General features: G+C 65.3%; 19 protein-coding genes. 8 read left to right on the forward strand and 11 right to left on the reverse strand.

Annotation, left to right across the window (positions count from 1 at the left end):
- Position 1: 1 nt before the first annotated feature.
- The 3 genes from J0H39_08835 to J0H39_08845 form a co-directional block, all read right to left on the reverse strand.
- Positions 2-469 carry a hypothetical protein gene (locus tag J0H39_08835; GenBank protein MBN9496849.1) on the reverse strand — a complete coding sequence of 156 codons (468 nt, stop codon included), beginning with the start codon at positions 467-469 and terminating at the stop codon, positions 2-4.
- Positions 466-2,481, reverse strand: a complete 2,016-nt coding sequence (locus tag J0H39_08840) for a hypothetical protein (GenBank protein ID MBN9496850.1) — start codon at positions 2,479-2,481, stop codon at positions 466-468. Before J0H39_08840 ends, J0H39_08835 begins: the two co-directional genes overlap by 4 nt.
- Before the next feature lie 139 nt (positions 2,482-2,620).
- Positions 2,621-2,854 carry a hypothetical protein gene (locus tag J0H39_08845; protein MBN9496851.1) on the reverse strand — a complete coding sequence of 78 codons (234 nt, stop codon included), beginning with the start codon at positions 2,852-2,854 and terminating at the stop codon, positions 2,621-2,623.
- Between the two features lie 177 nt (positions 2,855-3,031).
- Here J0H39_08845 and J0H39_08850 point away from each other — a divergent pair, with 177 nt between their 5' ends.
- The 3 genes from J0H39_08850 to J0H39_08860 are packed head-to-tail and all read left to right on the forward strand — an operon-like array spanning position 3,032 to position 6,229.
- Complete coding sequence (locus J0H39_08850) at positions 3,032-3,478, forward strand: pentapeptide repeat-containing protein (GenBank protein MBN9496852.1); 447 nt, start codon at positions 3,032-3,034, stop codon at positions 3,476-3,478.
- A 1-nt stretch (position 3,479) separates the two neighbouring features.
- Complete coding sequence (locus J0H39_08855) at positions 3,480-5,828, forward strand: response regulator (protein MBN9496853.1); 2,349 nt, start codon at positions 3,480-3,482, stop codon at positions 5,826-5,828.
- On the forward strand, positions 5,828-6,229 hold the full coding sequence (locus tag J0H39_08860; protein ID MBN9496854.1) for a response regulator: 402 nt from the start codon (positions 5,828-5,830) through the stop codon (positions 6,227-6,229). Before J0H39_08855 ends, J0H39_08860 begins: the two co-directional genes overlap by 1 nt.
- Here J0H39_08860 and J0H39_08865 read toward each other — a convergent pair whose 3' ends face one another.
- The 5 genes from J0H39_08865 to J0H39_08885 are packed head-to-tail and all read right to left on the reverse strand — an operon-like array spanning position 6,230 to position 9,463.
- Positions 6,230-6,514, reverse strand: a complete 285-nt coding sequence (locus tag J0H39_08865) for a hypothetical protein (protein ID MBN9496855.1) — start codon at positions 6,512-6,514, stop codon at positions 6,230-6,232.
- A 60-nt stretch (positions 6,515-6,574) separates the two neighbouring features.
- A complete protein-coding gene (locus J0H39_08870) occupies positions 6,575-7,771 on the reverse strand; it encodes a hypothetical protein (protein ID MBN9496856.1) in 1,197 nt (398 codons plus the stop codon).
- Positions 7,753-7,971, reverse strand: a complete 219-nt coding sequence (locus tag J0H39_08875) for a hypothetical protein (protein MBN9496857.1) — start codon at positions 7,969-7,971, stop codon at positions 7,753-7,755. The genes J0H39_08870 and J0H39_08875 overlap by 19 nt, the downstream gene beginning before the upstream one ends.
- A 27-nt stretch (positions 7,972-7,998) precedes the next feature.
- A complete protein-coding gene (locus J0H39_08880; protein ID MBN9496858.1) occupies positions 7,999-9,219 on the reverse strand; it encodes an MFS transporter in 1,221 nt (406 codons plus the stop codon).
- 1 nt (position 9,220) lies between these two features.
- Positions 9,221-9,463 carry a hypothetical protein gene (locus J0H39_08885; GenBank protein MBN9496859.1) on the reverse strand — a complete coding sequence of 81 codons (243 nt, stop codon included), beginning with the start codon at positions 9,461-9,463 and terminating at the stop codon, positions 9,221-9,223.
- A 352-nt stretch (positions 9,464-9,815) separates the two neighbouring features.
- On the opposite strand from J0H39_08885, the gene J0H39_08890 reads away from it, so the two are divergent.
- Genes J0H39_08890 through J0H39_08900 form a run of 3 tightly spaced genes read left to right on the forward strand, consistent with a single transcriptional unit; the run spans position 9,816 to position 11,804 of the window.
- A complete protein-coding gene (locus J0H39_08890; protein MBN9496860.1) occupies positions 9,816-10,250 on the forward strand; it encodes a helix-turn-helix transcriptional regulator in 435 nt (144 codons plus the stop codon).
- On the forward strand, positions 10,237-10,530 hold the full coding sequence (locus J0H39_08895; GenBank protein MBN9496861.1) for a ribbon-helix-helix domain-containing protein: 294 nt from the start codon (positions 10,237-10,239) through the stop codon (positions 10,528-10,530). The genes J0H39_08890 and J0H39_08895 overlap by 14 nt, the downstream gene beginning before the upstream one ends.
- Positions 10,531-10,580: 50 nt before the next feature.
- Positions 10,581-11,804, forward strand: coding sequence for an MFS transporter (locus tag J0H39_08900; protein ID MBN9496862.1), 1,224 nt, complete (start codon positions 10,581-10,583; stop codon positions 11,802-11,804).
- Here the strand turns inward: J0H39_08900 and J0H39_08905 are convergent, their stop codons facing one another.
- Positions 11,805-12,371: a hypothetical protein gene (locus J0H39_08905; protein ID MBN9496863.1), complete on the reverse strand. Its 567-nt coding sequence runs from the start codon at positions 12,369-12,371 to the stop codon at positions 11,805-11,807.
- Positions 12,368-13,672, reverse strand: coding sequence for an O-acetylhomoserine aminocarboxypropyltransferase (locus J0H39_08910; GenBank protein MBN9496864.1), 1,305 nt, complete (start codon positions 13,670-13,672; stop codon positions 12,368-12,370). The genes J0H39_08905 and J0H39_08910 overlap by 4 nt, the downstream gene beginning before the upstream one ends.
- Positions 13,673-13,737: 65 nt before the next feature.
- Here J0H39_08910 and J0H39_08915 point away from each other — a divergent pair, with 65 nt between their 5' ends.
- Both J0H39_08915 and J0H39_08920 read left to right on the forward strand, forming a co-directional pair.
- Positions 13,738-14,916, forward strand: coding sequence for an MFS transporter (locus J0H39_08915; GenBank protein MBN9496865.1), 1,179 nt, complete (start codon positions 13,738-13,740; stop codon positions 14,914-14,916).
- Complete coding sequence (locus J0H39_08920; GenBank protein MBN9496866.1) at positions 14,913-16,085, forward strand: MFS transporter; 1,173 nt, start codon at positions 14,913-14,915, stop codon at positions 16,083-16,085. Before J0H39_08915 ends, J0H39_08920 begins: the two co-directional genes overlap by 4 nt.
- Here J0H39_08920 and J0H39_08925 read toward each other — a convergent pair.
- Positions 16,075-16,248, reverse strand: a complete 174-nt coding sequence (locus J0H39_08925) for a hypothetical protein (protein ID MBN9496867.1) — start codon at positions 16,246-16,248, stop codon at positions 16,075-16,077. The two genes, J0H39_08920 and J0H39_08925, sit on opposite strands and share 11 nt — an antisense overlap.
- Positions 16,249-16,291: the final 43 nt, after the last annotated feature.

Consider the following 16,291-nt stretch of genomic DNA (forward strand, 5'->3'; position numbering starts at 1 on the left):
ATTAGGCGTCGTCCTTGGGCAGCGGACGGGCGAGGCGATCGCCCCACACTTCGCGCAATTCCTGCGCGCGGATTTCCATACGGTCGAGCGCCTTGCTCTGTTCCTTGGTCTTCACGCGCCCGAAAATCCAGGGCAGCGCGATCGCCATGATCGCGGCGAGAATCATGCCCGCGAATGGCACGATCCACGAGCGCAGTTCCAAATGCAGGGCGCGGTCGTGGTTGAGGAATCCCGCGAGCAGCACCGGTGCGGCCAAGGCGGCGCCGATCGTCGCGCAGGACGCCGACAGCAAACGCGGGCGCGCCGTTTCGAACGCGTAGATGATCGCGATGGGCAGCGAGATCCCGGCGACGTAGACCAGCAGGATCGGCCGGATCAGCACGATCGCGACGCAGATCGCCAGCATGCCGCCGATGACGAGCAGCGGCCCGAGCTTGCTGGCGCGTTTCGCGGGGGCTTCGTCGTTCATCGCCCGACCCCGATGGTCATGAACAACATGGCGAGGAACCCGACCGAACTCGTCAGGCTCAGCAGAATATAAGCCATCGCCGTACCGCGTTCCTGGCCCATCAGCCGTGCCAGGATCAGCAAGCCTTCGCGGTTGGCCAGCGCCACGCCGATCGAATCGTATTCGCGCTTGGCTTCGAGGAAGTCGCGCTTGTCCTTGGCGATGGTTTCCTCGTCCATCACCACGTCGACCATGCCGGTGATCGAACCGCTGCGCGCGTGATGCTCGGCCTCGGCCAGCAAACGCTCGCGCGTCTTGGGGTGGTTGATTTCCTCGATCAGCTTCTCGGCGCTGCGCAGGCACACTTGCGCGAGCTTGGGCAGCGTTTCGGCCTGCGCTTCGGCTTGTAGCTTGTTGGAGACTTTGAGGACCTTGGGCGCGCCCTTCGCGTCGACATTGCCGAGATTGTACCAAGGGGCGAGCATGTCGTCGGAAATGTCGGCCTTGGCGCCCAGGAAACCGACCATGTGGCGGTCGATGCCCGGCTTGTCGGGATCGGCGCAGGCCGCTTCGATCGGCTTCACCAGATCGACATGCGAGACCGTCCATTGCCCGTCGAGTTTGGGCGACAAGCATGGCGCGTCGGGGTTGAGCTTGTAGAGGGCGGCTTCGAGATTGTTGCCCGTGCGCTCGTAGCTGCGCTCGATCTCCTCCAATTTCTTGGCCGCCATATCGACCAAGCCGAATTCGGCGGCCCCCTTCATCCAATAGGAGATGAGCTTGCCTTTCAGCGCCTCGCCGAACTCCGCCCAACGCGGCGGATCGTTGGCGATCTCGCGCAGCAGAGCGCCCACGCCGGCGGGATAGAAGGACAGGGACTTGAACCGGATCGGTCCGCCGGGATCGCAACGCGCGATCGCCTTGGCGAGCGCCACGTTATCGTCTTCGTTCTGGCGCGCCGCCGCGATCGCCGTTTGGGGATTGTCCGCCTCGGCCAATTCCTTGCCCGCCATCGCCGCGGCGCGCTTGGGATTGTTCTCGACCATCCATTTGTCGATCACGCCGCTGCGCACCAGCGGAATGCCTTCGGTCTGGTATTTGTGGAGCGCGAAGGCGACTTCCTTCGGGCCGTAGCAAGTCATCGGGCCGACGCGGATCGACATCGCGCGTTTGCCGAGTGACCGAACCTGCTTCACCTCCGGCTTGCGGCCGCTGCACCAATCCGACAGCGTTTGGATGTTCCAGCGCAGCTTGACGTCGTCCTGCATCAAGCCTTCGACCGCGTCCTTGATTTCGATCGGCATGGCGCCGGTATCGACCATGGTCGAGATCGAGCCGAACTCCAGCCGGCGGCGTGTGAAGTCGGCCGGGTCCATGCCTTCGCCGGGCAGGCGGCCGGCGGCGAGGCAATAGAAGGTGACGCCGAGCGCGAACATATCGTCGGCGGGCGCCACGGGACCTTTGGAGATCGGGTTGGCAAGCGCGCGCTCGATGGGCTCGAAAATCGCGGGCTGGTCGTAACCGGGCGGGCACAGCGTGCAGGGGCCCAGCGTCAGCAGCGAATAGCGGCTGTCCTGACCGAACAGATTGTCGGGCCTTATCGCGCCATGGCCTTCATGCGCTTCCGACAGGCTTTGCAACGCCGCGATCGCCGGGCGCAGGAAATTCTTGATCAGCGTCGGGACGGGGTAGTGGCCCCACAACGCGCGCGGCGGCGTGCCCATCAACGGGCGTTCGTAGACGAAGGCGTAGCGGTCGCGCATGCCTTTGATGCGCAGCGGCCCGTGATGGAACAGGCGCAGCATGCCCGCGCGTTCGATCGAGCGCACGCGGCGCGCGGCATCGACGCGCGGTCCCGGCAGATCGTTGCAGACATAAGCGATCAACGGGACGTCGGCGAATTCGATGTGCTGGGCGACATAGGCCGACGCATGGGCGCGCGAAAACATCGCCAAGGGTTGCCCCATGTCGATCATGTGTTCGGGCCCGAACGCGATCCGCGTTTCGGTGTCTGCGCCGGCGGCGTCGGCCAAGTGATGGGATCCCTGGAGGATGAACCGGGCTAAGGCATCGCAAATCCCGCGCCATCAAACAAGTTTTGCGAAACGTAACGACGGCCGGAAGCTACGGATTAAGCTAAACAAATTCGCAAATTGCGAATATTGGGAACGTTCAGGACCGCTTAAAGGATGGGAGATCTTTGTCGCGGATCGTTTCTTCCGCCATCCAGCGCGCCATATCGCGGATTTCCATGCGCACGTCGCGCGACAACCCGTCGAAACCGGCCTTGGCGAGCAGCCAGTCCATCCCATCGTCGGTGCGCATCGCCTTTTCGACATCCCGAACGACCGGGTCATCCGGTCCCAGAACGGCGGCCATCGCACGAAGGACGATTTCGTTCTGCATGAGGTTGCGAATCCGACTCCCTGACTCATGTATGAGATTTCTTTATCGAGTCGGTCAACATCCGGCCGCGTAACACCCTGACAACGCAGGAAACAGGCCTCCGTTACGTCGGAATTGACCTTTCCGGCGAAACCGGGACACTGGCCGCAATTCGAGGTCCGGGGAGCGATCGAGGCGATGCGTTACGTGGGTATTGCGCTTGTAGGTTTGGGCTTGGCGGCGATCGATGCGCCGGCCATCGGCCAGTCTTTGCCCCCGGGCTGCCGATTGGGGCCGGATGCACAATGCGCGGGCGCCAATCTGGAAGGCCGCGATATGCGCGGGGCCAATCTGCGCCGCGCCAATTTGAAGGGTGCCAAACTGCGCGGCGCCAATATGGCGGGGGCCGATCTGGGCGGTGCGGATCTGACCGATGCCGATATGCGCTTCGTCAATATGGGCGGCGTTGCGCTGTTCGCCACCAAGCTGACCGGTGCCAATCTGAAAGACGCCGGTCTGCGCTACCAGGATCTGAAATCCGATACCGAGATCAGCCGCGCGATCATGCCCGATGGCAAGATGTGCGCCGAAGGCTCCGTCGGCGATTGCCGCAACCCGACCGTTCCGCCGCCCGCGCGGCGCTGAGATGGCTTCCGACGACATCGATCCGCATGTCGAACTCGCGAGGTTGCGCAAGGAATTGGCGCGCGAGCGCGAATTGCTGCGTGCCGTGCTCGACAATATGGACGAAGGCGTCGTCGTGTCGGATTCGGGCTTCAACGTCGTCGCGTATAACCAGCGCTTCCTCGAATTCTACGCCGTTCCCGACGAACTTCTGACCGGGCCCGATCCGCGCAAGGCGCTGACGCGATTCATGGTGGCGCGCGGCGCCCTCGACGTGCAGGCCGCCTTCCGCAATTGGCGGGCGGGCGAAAGCAAATCCTCGTTCGAAGTGACACGCCCCGACGGGCGCACGCTGGAAGTCCACTCCAACCCGATGCCCGAGGGTGGATTCGTGTCGACCTATGTCGACGTGACCGATCGCAAACATTTCGAGCGCGATTTGTTGCTGATGGGCCAGCGCGCCGAGGCGGCGAACGAAGCGAAGTCGCGCTTCCTCGCCTCGATGAGCCACGAAATCCGCACGCCGATGAACGGCGTGCTGGCGATGCTCGAATTGCTCGGTCAGACCGATCTCGACAGCGAGCAGTTTTCGATGGTCGAGGTGGTGCGCGACAGCGCGTCCTCGCTGCTCAAGATCATCGACGACATTCTCGACTTCTCGAAGATCGAAGCGGGCAAGCTCGATCTCGAAAGCGTCGATATGTCGCTGGCCGCGATCGTCGAAGGCGTGGCCGAAACCTTGATCCCGCAAGCGCGGCGCAAGGATCTGGCGCTGACGACCTTCATCGATCCCGCGATTCCGCGCGCGGTGAAGGGCGACCCGGTGCGCCTGCGCCAAGTGCTGTTCAATCTCGCGGGCAACGCGATCAAATTCACCGAAGCGGGCGAAGTCTTCATCGCGGTCGAAGCCGTCGCGGGTGCGCCGCCCGGCACGATCCGTATCGGCGTGCGAGATACCGGCATCGGTCTGTCGACGGAAGCGCAAGCCCGGCTGTTCCAACCCTTCAGCCAGGCCGATAGCTCGACCACGCGGCGCTTCGGCGGCACGGGGCTGGGCCTGTCGATCTCGATGCGCATCGTCGAGTTGATGGGCGGTCGGATCGAGGTCGAGAGCACGGAAGGCGAAGGCTCGGTCTTCCATTTCCAGATCGCGTTGCCGCCGGGGCGCGAAATGCCGCCGCTGCCCGATCTTACGGACAAGCGCGTGCTGGTCGTCGAAGACAATCGCTCGATGCGCGAGGCGTTCGCGATGTATTTGCGCGCCGCCGGTGCGGCGGTCGAAACCATCGCGGCGGGCAAGCCCGCCTTGACGGCGATGGAGAAAGCGGTTCGCGACGGCAAACCCTTCGACGCCGCATTGATCGATTTCCGCCTGCCGGATATCGACGGCATCGTGCTGGGCGAGGCGATCCGCGGCACGCCCGAACTTTACGAAACGCGTCTCGTGCTCGCGACCGCCTTCGACGAAAGCGGCCATCGCAAACGCGCGCTGGAACGCGGGTTCGACGCGTATCTGCTGAAGCCGGTGCGCCGTGAATCGCTGCTGCGCGCACTCGCCAATCAATTCGGGCCGGCGCGGAAATCCGCTCCCGCCGGCGCCATCGTGACGGCACCGGGTGCCCGCATCCTGGTGGCGGAGGACAATCCGACCAATCGCGCCGTCGTGCAGCGCCAATTGGTGCGGCTGGGCTATCGCGCCGAACTTGTGCCCGACGGCAAGCAGGCATTCGATCTGTGGCGCGAAGGGCGGTTCGACGCGATCCTGACCGACGTGCATATGCCCGGTATGGACGGGTTCGAATTGGCGCAAGCCGTGCGCGCGGCGGAAGCGGGCAAGGGGCGCCGCATTCCGATCGTGGCGCTGTCCGCCGCCGCGATGACGGGCGAGGCGGAGCGCTGCCTTGCCGCCGGGATGGACGAATTCGTCGTCAAACCCGCCACACTCGGCATGCTGGGTTCGGCGCTGGCGCGCGCCATGGGCATCGCGGATACGTCGGGCTTGGTCGAGGAAGATGTGCCCGCCGAGACGGGCCCCATGCGCGACGTCGATCTCGACGTGCTGCGCAAGCTTTACGGCGCGCAACGCGGCGAGATGGCCGAGGTGATCGAGATGTTCCTCGACAACGCCGCGCGCCAGATCGCGACGATCGACGAGCGGATGCGCGCGGGCGACGCTTCGCACGCGCAAGACGTCGCGCATGCGCTGAAGGGCGCGTCGCATTCGGTCGGCGCGCATGCGCTGGGCGAGGCCGCGTCGAAACTGGAATTGGAACTGCGCACGGGCAGCGCCAAGCCGGGCTCGGCCGAAACCTTGCGCGTCAAACTCGAGGCGGCGCGGCCCGTGTTGATGCGGGCCACGGAAGGGCAGTGATGGCGGACGAGCGTCCTTACGCGAAATTCGGCGTGCTGGTGATCGACGATTCCCCGGTCGTGCGCGCGATGGTGTCGCGCATGCTCGACCAGCTCGGCTTCGGCCGCGTGCAGGCGGAGGCCGACGGATCGGCGGCATTGACCTATCTCGAGACGGCCGACCCCGCGCCGAATTTGATCGTCTGCGATATCGGCATGAAGCCGATGGACGGGATGAAATTCGTCGAAGCCTTGCGCGCCTTGCCCGCGTTGCATCTGGCGCGCTTGCCGGTGATCTTTCTGACCGCGACGGCGACCGATGAACTTGTGCGCCGGGCGCGCGAGCTGAACGCCAACGGCTATATCGTTAAGCCGGTGACGCCCGAAGTGCTGGCGCTGCGCGTCGAGCGCGCGCTGGCCTGACTAAGCGACGATATCGAATTTGTGCTGGTTCGCCGGCTTGCGGCCGCGTTTCGCTTTGGCGCCCACGGCATTGGCGTCGTTATCGACGCTTTCGCCCGTTTTGGTGCCGTCGCGCGATTCCTTGGTGCCGGCAGCCCCGGCCCCTTGGCGCAATCCTTTGGCGGTCTGGGCATTGGCCGTTTGGGCGCCGGCCTGCATCGCGGCAAGCTGTTGCTGCTGCGCGTTCGGGGTGTGGATCTGTGCTGGCGTCACCGCCAGCGGTGCGGAGATCGGCAATACCGGCATAAAGCGAAATGTAACACGACTTACGCCATCGCGTCAGTTTCGGCTTCTACGTATATGAAATTATTGCTGTCTGACGCCGACGGCGATGTCGAAATCGAGGGTCGTGACCGGACCTTGGCCGAAGCTCGCGTCGATGCGCACATGGCGGCCTTGGGGCGGCACTTCGACGACGGCGGTGAAGCTGCCATCGGCGTTGAACACGACTTGGGCATCTTCGATTTTGAGATCGGTCAGCGTTCCGTCGCCGCGCACGCGGCCGACCAAGCTGACGAAGCCGGGATCGGAGACGGTCATGCGCCGCCCGGTGCGGCCCGGGTCCCAGGCGGGGAAGTTGATCTGGATTTCGCGCGGGGCGCGCGCGACCGAGGCGGTGACCGGCGGGCGCGAGCCGATGGCGGCCGAAGGCACGAAGCCGACCACGCCGCCGCCGGTCGCGACCAGGCTCCAGCCCGCGACGGTCGCCTCGCCCAGCCGGACCAGCGGCCGGCCGGCGGGCAGGATTTCGACATTGGGGCTTTGCGCGTCGGCGGCGGCGCGCAGTTCGACGCTGCGCGTCGTCACCACGTCGGCGACGAGCCCGCGCGTCGAAATACGCGGCGTGGCGACGAGCGGTGCTTCCGCCGCCGGCGGCGGTGCGGCGGCGCGCGCCGGCGTCGTCGTCGGGCGGCGGGCAAGCTCGCCTTCGACGCGCTGGATGCGTTCGATCAGCACGAGGTTCTCGGCGCGCAGGCGTTCGATCTCGGCGAGCGCGTAGGGGCCTTCGTATTCGTCGAGCTTGGCGCGCGCCATCGCATAGGCTTGGCGCAGCGCCTCGACCGACTCAGGTGCGCGGCCATCGATCGCGAGTTCGAAATCGGCGAAGATCAGCTTGCCGGTCAAGCGCCCGTCGGCCACTCGCGCATCCAGCTTCACGCGTTGTTGCTGGTTGGCGGGATCGACCGCGTCGCCGGTGAAATGCCCGTCGGCGAAGCGCGCGGGCTTGAACACGATGCCGCGCGGCTGGATCTCGATCGTCAGCGCGCCATTCTCGCGGCGGATGTCCCATACGGCGCGCGGATTGCCCATGCGCGTGCGCAGATTGGCGCCGAACAACGGAATACTGGCGAGGGTTTCGTTGACGTCCGGCCCGGTCTCCGCGACCAGCCAGAACCCGGCGGGATCGTCGAGCGGCGAGGGCTGTTCCTGCGCCGCCGCCGGCATCGCCAGCACCAGCGCCGCCGCCAGCAGAAATTTCGCGATCAGCTGACTTGCTTGCACGCCAAAATCACGAAGCCCTGATCCTGCGGGTAGCGCGAGCGGATCCGGGTGGTCGCGTCCTTTTCGCTATAGGCTTCGATTTCGATGAAATGCTGGTTCTGCCACTCGTCCTTGAAGAACTTGTGGTGCTCGCCGCGACGCACGGCGTCGCGCACGACTTCGTTATAGATGGCGAATTCGAATTTTTGCTTCTTGATCATCACGGTATCCGGCGGTGTGGGGCGCGGTCATTGTGGCTGATTTTTCGCGCGGCGCAAGACAAGCCAAAGCCAGCCGGCACCTTGCATGGCGATCAGTCCGAGCATGACGGCACGATGGCCGTCGGCGGGGGCGCCGGGGAAATGCGACAATGCCACGCCGATGCCCCATTGCACGACGAAGGCGAGGGCGAAAACCAGCATGTTGATCGAAGCGCCCACGCGGCCCGCCATCTCCTTCGGAAAACTTTGCGTGGCGACGGCATAGCCCAGGATGGTGCCGCAGCCGGTCAGGCCGAACAGCGCCCAGAAGCCGAGCGGGTTATGCGTCCAGCCCGCCGCCATCGGTATTTGCGCCACCATGAACAGCACCACGAAGACCGCGAAGATCGCGCGCGTGGAAATGCCGCGCGCGGCCAATCGGTCGGCCAGAATGCCGAACAGCGGATACCCGATCGCCATGGTCGCGTTGACCATGAACAGGCCTTGCGCGACCGCGAACCGGTCGAGCCCCGCGACGTCGCGCATCCAAGGGCCCGCCCACAGGGCTTGATAGGAGAGGTAGACCGCGTGCGTGGCGGTCGTCGCCGGGGCGACGCGCCAAAAGGCCGATGCCGACAGCACCTTGCCGATGCCGCGCAATTGCGCGCCGAAGGTGACACCGGTCGGATGCGGCGTTTCGCGCGGGGCGGCGAAGAAAATCGCCAGCGCCACGAGCAGCGTGAGCCCGGCCATCGCCAGCAGCACGAAACGCCAGCTGGTCGCGGCGAGCATCAATTCGACCGGCAGCGTGGCCGCACCGGCCCCCAATCCGCCGAAGCCCATCAGCAAACCGTTGGCGAGCGGCAAGCGTTCGATCGGCCAATAAAGCGTGTTGGCCTTCATCGCCGCGATCAGGCACGAGGCGACGCCGAAGCCGATCAACGCGCGACCCAAGGCGAGTCCGGCCACACCGCCGGCCAGCGCGAAAATCACGGCGCCGGCGGTCGCGAACAGCAGCAGCGTGAATTCCACGCGGCGCGGGCCCCAGCGGTCGAGCGCCACGCCCATCGGCAATTGCGCGGCGGCGAAGGCGGCGAAATAGGCGCTGGTGACGGCCCCCAACGCGGCGGAATCGAGGCCGAGTTCGCGCGTCATGTCGGGCGCGATCGCGCCGTTCACCACCCGGAACGCATAGGACAGGAAATACCCGGCCGCGAAGGGCAGATAGCAGCGCGCGACGCGCAGCGCGAAATTGTCCGGCACGCTCACGTTAGGCCGCGGACTCGAACAGCGCGCGGCCTTTGTCGGTGATCTTACAGACGAGCCAATCGGGCTTCGTCGGGTTGGAATACCAAGGCTCGCACCAGCCTTTGTCGAGGCAGGATTTAACCGTGCGGGAATCGATTTTCTGCCCGTCCTGCATGAACAACGGCAGCTTGCCGCCGGCTTGATCGAGCGCGCGCGCGAGCCAAGCACGTTGCAGAGCCGTGGGTTCGCCCGGGGCGGGCGGCAGGCCTTTGGGTTTGGCGGCGGCGCGCGGCAGGGGCGGCGGCTCGTCGAAACCCGACACGCGGCGCACCGGAAACGGAATGGGTTGTGCGGACATTGATGCTGAGGACTTGTTTCTTTTTGTAACGACGGGAAACCGGAAGACGCAGTTTATCCCGAGCGTGAGCGAAGCACCAAGTGCAGCGCATTCGTCGAGACATTTCAGACTGTTGTATGTTCCGGGCGATCGCCGCGCGGGGGCGGCGTGGGGTGCCGCGACAGGGTGCTTCAGGAACCTTAAGCGAGCGTTCAGGCGGCGGGCGCAATTTTCCGTCGAATCGCGCAACGGGCGCGATCAAGCACAAAGGAAGTGTCATATGGCCGCGAAGAAACTGAATGGCCGCCGGAAGAGTGCCGACCGCGTTGCCGCCCGCCGTTCGACCCCCGTTGACGTGCAGGTTGGCCGCAACGTGCGCAAGCGGCGCATCGAACTCGGTCTGTCGCAGACCGAACTCGCGCAAGCCTGCGGGATCACGTTCCAGCAGATCCAGAAATACGAGAACGGCGCCAACCGCGTGTCGGCGTCGCGTCTGTGGCAGTTCGCGGCGGTCCTCGGCCTGCCGGTGGGCGAATTCTTCGAAGGCCTGGGCAAGCCCAAGGTCGCGGCGGCCGCGCCGATTCCCGACGCCGCCGAGCGCAAACTCGACGACGAAACCGCGAAACTCGCGCGCCGCTTGGCCGCGATCCGCGACGTTCGTCTGCGCCAGCGCATCAAGACGATGCTCTCCGCGATGGCCGATGGGCAGCACTAGATACATCCCGCGCGTCGCGAAAGCGGCGGGAGCGAAGCGGCGGCTCGACGACATCGTCGAGCCGCGTTTCGTTCGCATCGGCACACGGCGCACTGCGTTGCGGCTCGAGCCCATCTTCTGGGCCGCGCTGCAGGAGATCGCGGACGCGCGCGGCCAAGCGGTCGAAGAATTGTTGCGGGACATTGTGCCGCCGCCGCCGCCGCGCAATTTGACGTCGCGCGTGCGGGTCGCGATTCTGGCGCAATACTGGTCCGCAGATGACAATCCGCGTTTTGCTTAGACCGACCCATCTTGCGTAGATCGAATGCCGCGCGCAAAATGCGCGCCGTCATGTCGCCCCAATCCATTCCCGGTTCGCCCGCGCTCGCGCGCAGCTTCTCGAACGTCGGCCATGCGTATTCGCATCTGCTGATGATGCTGTTTCCTACCGTCGTACTGGCGCTGGAAAAAAGCTGGAGCATGACCTACGGCGAATTGATCGTGCTGATGCTGGCGGGCCAGGTCCTGTACGGTGTCGCCGCATTGCCCGCCGGCTGGTTCGGCGATCGCTGGTCGGCCGTCGGCATGATGACGATCTTTTTCGTCGGCACGGGCCTTGCGACCGTCGCGACCGGCTTGGCGCGTTCGCCCGTCGAATTGGCGCTGGGCTTGGCGTCGATCGGCTTGTTCTCGTCGATCTACCATCCAGTTGGCATGGCGTGGCTGATCCGCATGGCCGAAAATCGCGGCCGTGCGCTGGGCGAGAACGGCATCTACGGGGCGGTCGGCATCGCGCTGGCGCCGTTGGTTGCCGCCGCCCTTACCGACGCGATTTCGTGGCGCGCCGCCTTTATCGTGCCGGGCGTCACGTCCGTATTGATCGGCCTCGGCCTTTGGGCCGCCTGGCGTATGGGCAAGGTCGTCGATGTCGAGGCCGACGCGAAGCCGGTGCCCGAACCCAGCAAGGGCGACGCGGTACGCGCCTTCTTCATTCTGTCGGTGACGATGACCTGCGTGGGCTTCGTCGGATCGACGCTCGGCGTCGTGCTGCCCAAGCTGTTCGAACAGCGTTTGACGGGGCTCGGCGACGGCGTGTTGGGCACGGGCGCGATGGTGGCGCTTGTGTATTTGATCGCGTCGACCGGCCAATTGATCGGCGGGCGTTTGGCCGACCGCTTCGCGATGAAGCGCGTCTACGTCGCGTGCTATTTCGTCGTGACGCCGTGCCTGCTGCTCGCGGCTTATGCGGAATCCTGGCCGCTGCTGGCCGTCGCGATGGCGGCCGTCTATCTCAACATCACGTCGCTGCCGTCGGAAAACGCGATGCTCGCGCATTTCACGCCGGCGAGCTGGCGCGCGACCGCCTACGGCGCCAAATTCGTTCTGGCGCTGGGCGTCGCCGCGATGGCGGTGCCTGTCGCGGGCTGGGTGCAGGACACCTACGGCGATTTCTTCTGGCTGTTCGTGTTCATGGCCGCGGCCGGCGTATTGGTGCTGTTGTTCGGGCTGATGCTGCCGGACGACAAGAAAGTCGCGAAGCCCGAACCTGCGCTCGCGGCACAGCCCGCCGAGTAATCAGCGCAGCGGTTTTTTCGCCCGCAGCACGATCGCGATCTGACCGCACACGTTGTTGAAGTGGCGGATCGCGTCGTCGATCGCCGCACGGTCGACTTCGCCGGCGGCGAGGCGCTTGTGCCATTCCGGCGTCAGCTGGAAATCGACCTTCTCGATCGCGAAATCGACGTCGAGCTGAAGGCCGAGCGGCGTGTTCGCCGCACCGGTCTTCGCCCATTCGCGGTTCAGCGTGCGGTCGAACAACGCGAGCCCATCGGGCGTGATCGCGCGGACATGGGTGGGATCGTTGAGGAACGCGTCGGAACGCGGATGCGGCACGACGATTTCGATTCGGGCCTCGGGGGCGCAGACGCGCCAGAGTTCGCGGATCATGCCGAGATAGCCGTCCGTCGTGGCGCCCAGATGTTCGAGCGCGTGGATCAACGCGACATCGGTGACGGATGAATCCGCCCACGGCCAGGGCGAACGCTCGAGATCGACGACCTGATCGGGCGCGCAGCCGGCGAATTTATCGACATTGATCCAGCCGGCGCGTTTGGCGTTGCCGCAGCCGAGATTGAGTTTCATGTCGCGGCCAAGGCGGTGTCGAGATCGCGGATCAGATCGTCCACGTTCTCGATGCCGATCGACAAGCGAATGACGTCGGGGCCGGCACCGGCCTTCACGCGCTGTTCCTCGGTCAATTGGCGGTGGGTGGTGGAGGCGGGATGAATGATGAGCGAACGCGTGTCGCCGATATTGGCGAGATGGCTGAACAACTCGACCGTCTCCACGACCTTCATGCCCGCGTCGTAGCCGCCCTTCACACCGAAGGTGAAGACCGAGCCGGGGCCTTTGGGCAGGTATTTCTTGGCGAGCGCGTGATAGGGGCTCGACTTCAACCCGGCATAGGAGACCCAAGCGACCTTCGGATGGGCGGCCAGGAACGCCGCCACCGCTTGCGCATTGGCCACGTGCGCCGCCATGCGCAGATGCAAAGTCTCGATGCCGGAGATCGTGAGATAGGCGTTGAGCGGGGCCATCGTCGGGCCCAGATCGCGCAGGCCCACGGCGCGCGTTTTCATCGTGTAGCCGAAATCGCCGAAGGTCTCGGCGAATTTGAGGCCGTGATAGGCGGGATCGGCTTCGGTCATCGATGGGAATTTGCCGGACGCGAACCAATCGAACTTGCCGCTTTCGACGACCGCGCCGCCCATCGCGTTGCCGTGGCCCGACAGGAACTTGGTCGTCGAGTGCAGGATAATGTCCGCCCCCCAATCGAAGGGCTTGCACAGGAAAGGCGTGGCCAGCGTGTTATCGACCATCAGCGGGATCTTCGCCTTGCGCGCGACTTGCGCGACCGCTTCCAGGTCGACGATCACGCCGCCGGGATTGGCGAGCAATTCGCAGAAGATCGCCTTGGTGTTCGGGCCGATCGCGGCATCGAAATTCTTCGGGTCCGACGGGTCGACGAAATCGACCCCCCAGCCGAATTTCTTGAAGGCGTGGGTGAACTGCGTGACCGAGCCGCCATAGAGATTTCGGCTGGCGACGAAGCGGTCGCCCGGCTCCATCAGCGAGAAGAAGGCGAGCAATTGCGCCGCGTGGCCCGAGCTCGTGCATACCGTGCCGCGCCCGCCTTCGAGACTGGCGATGCGTTCCTCCAGCACCGCGACGGTGGGGTTCGTCAGACGCGAATAGATATAGCCGAAAGTCTGCAGGTTGAAGAGCGAGGCGGCATGATCCGCATCCTCGAACACATAGGCCGTCGTCTGGTGGATCGGCGTCGAGCGCGCCCCCGTCGTCGGGTCGGGCGTGGCACCGGCATGCACGGCACGCGTGGCGAAACCGAATTTTTCGCGTGGAGCGCCGGGGCGTTGGTCGGGCATGTTTGGTTCTCCCAGGAGTCGGCGGCATGTTGCATCGCGGGCCCGGGGAAGGGAAGTTTCTCGTCATGCGCGAATGGCGGTTGGTGATCTGGCTTTCGCTCGCCCAGATGATTTCCTGGGGGACGCTGTTTTACGGCTTCGCGGTGATCGTGGGGCCGATGGAGCGCGAACTCGGCTGGTCGAAAACCGAAATCTACGCCGCCGCGTCGATCGGATTGATGGTCTCGGGGCTCGTCGCGTTGCCCGTGGGCGCATGGATGGACCGGCATGGCGGCTTGCTGTCGATGACCGGCGGCTCGATCGCCGGCGGCTTGCTGATGATCGCCTGGGCCTTCGTACAAACGCCCGCGCAGTTCTACGCGATCTGGATCGGCATGGGCGCCGTGCTCGCTTGCGTGCTTTATCAGCCGGGCTTCGCGGTCGTCGCGGCGAATGTGCGCGATTGGAAGCGCGGCATTCTGATCATGACGTTCCTGGGCGGGCTCGCCAGCACGGCGTTCATTCCGCTGGGCCACACCATCAACGACCTGCTCGGCTGGCGCATGACGGCGACGATTTGGGGCGCCGTGAACCTCACCGTTTGCGTCGCGATCCATTTCTATTGGTTGCGGGGCACGCGCGCGAAAGGCGAAGCGGCGGAGAAGGCGGATGCCGGCGCTTCCGAATCCGCCCTCAAACTCGCGATGCGCCGGCCGGCGTTCTGGGGGCTCGGCTTCGTCTATTTCGTCTATAATTTTTCGGTCAACGCGATCACCTTCCATTTGATCGGGTTGTTGGGCGAACGCGACGTCGATCCCGACACGATCATTCTCGTCTGGGCGACGATCGGGCCGATGCAGGTCGCGGGCCGGATGAGCCTGTTCGCCTTCGGACCCAAGCTCGACGCGCGGCTCGTCGCGCGCGTGGCGATGGCGGGCTTGCTGATCGGCATGGTGACGCTGGCGACGGGTGCGGCCACATTGGCGCCCCTGCTGGTGTTCGCGTTTTTCCACGGGGCGGGGAACGGCTTGATGACGATCGTCAAAGGCACGATCGCGCCCGATATTTTCGGGCCGCGCGCCTATGCGACAGTCAACGGCGCCTTGACCGTGCCGCATCAATTCGCCGCCGCCGCGGCGCCGGTCGCCGCCGCCGCCTTGTGGGGCGTGTTCGGCTATGACGGCGTGCTGCTGATCTTGCTCGGCCTTTTGTCGGCGGGTTTCCTCGCCATGCTCGCGGTCACGACGGTGCGGCGCGCTTCATGAAGGAGATGCGTTTCGTCGTTTGGTTTTCGATCGCCCAGCTCATCGTGGGCGGCGCGCTCTACTACAGCTTCGCGGTGATCGCGGGGCCGATGGAACGCGATCTCGGCTGGACGAAGCCCGAGATCTACGGGGCGTTGACGCTCGGGTTGGTCGTTTCGGGCCTGTCGGCGCTGCCCGTGGGCGCGTGGATGGACCGATATGGCGGGTTCTGGCCGATGACGCTGGGATCGATCGCCGGCGGTCTGTTGATGGTCGCCTGGGCGTTCGTCGAAACGCTGCCCCAATTCTACGCGCTGTGGGTCGCGATGGGGATGGCGTTCGCGTGCTCGCTTTACGATCCCGCATTCGCGGTCGTCGCGGCGAATGTCCGCGACTGGCGGCGCGGCATATTGACCATGACGCTGATCGGCGGCTTCTCGATCACCGTCTTCGTGCCGCTGATGCATTATCTCAACGAGGCCTTCGGCTGGCGAAACGCGTTGATCGCGACGGGATGTCTGACCGCGATCACGTGCGGCTCGATCAATTTCTACTGGCTGCGGGGCGCCCGCGCCAAAGGCGTCGCGGCCGAAGCGGCCGATGCGACGCAAACCGGTTCGGCTTTGGCGGCGGCGTCGCGCCGGCCGGCGTTTTGGGGATTGGGCTTCGTCTATATCGCGTATAATTTCGCGATCGGCGTGGTGACGTTCCACCTGATCGGCTTGCTGGGCGAACGTGGCGTCGATCCTGATACGATCGTGCTGGTGTGGGCGGCGATCGGGCCGATGCAAGTCGTCGGGCGCTTGACGCTGATGGTGCTGGGCGCGCGCGTCGACGGGCGGTTGACCGCGCGGGTCGCGATTTTCTGCTTGTTGATGGCGATGGCGTTGCTGGTCAGCGGGATCGACGCGCTCGTGCCGCTGCTCGCTTTCGCCGCGATCTACGGTATCGGTAACGGGTTGATGACGATCGTGCGCGGCACGATCGTGCCCGAGCTGTTCGGCCCGCGCGATTACGCGACCGTCAACGGGGCGCTGGCGCTGCCGTTCAATTTGTCGCGGGCACTCGCCCCGGGGATCGCGGCCGCGCTGTGGCGCATTTCCGGCGGCTATGACGGCGTGACGCTGGCGCTGTTCGCCGCGTTGAGCGCCGCCTTCGTCGCAATCTGGCTGGTGACGATCAGGAAATGACCGTGCGCTTGCACGGGGCATTCAACGCCGCCGGCGCGATCTGTTCGGGCACCGCCCGGAACAAAGCCGCGATCTTGGCGAAGACCGCGCCAAAGGCTTGCGCGCGCAGCGTGCGCGCGTTGGCGATGTGGAACTCGAGTTCGGCGGCGGAAATCTGCGGCATGGGGGAGCTCCAAGGCGGCGGTAACGGGATTGCGTAACTGGAG

The sequence above is a fragment of the Alphaproteobacteria bacterium genome (genome assembly GCA_017308135.1).
GTDB lineage: Bacteria > Pseudomonadota > Alphaproteobacteria > CACIAM-22H2 > CACIAM-22H2 > Tagaea.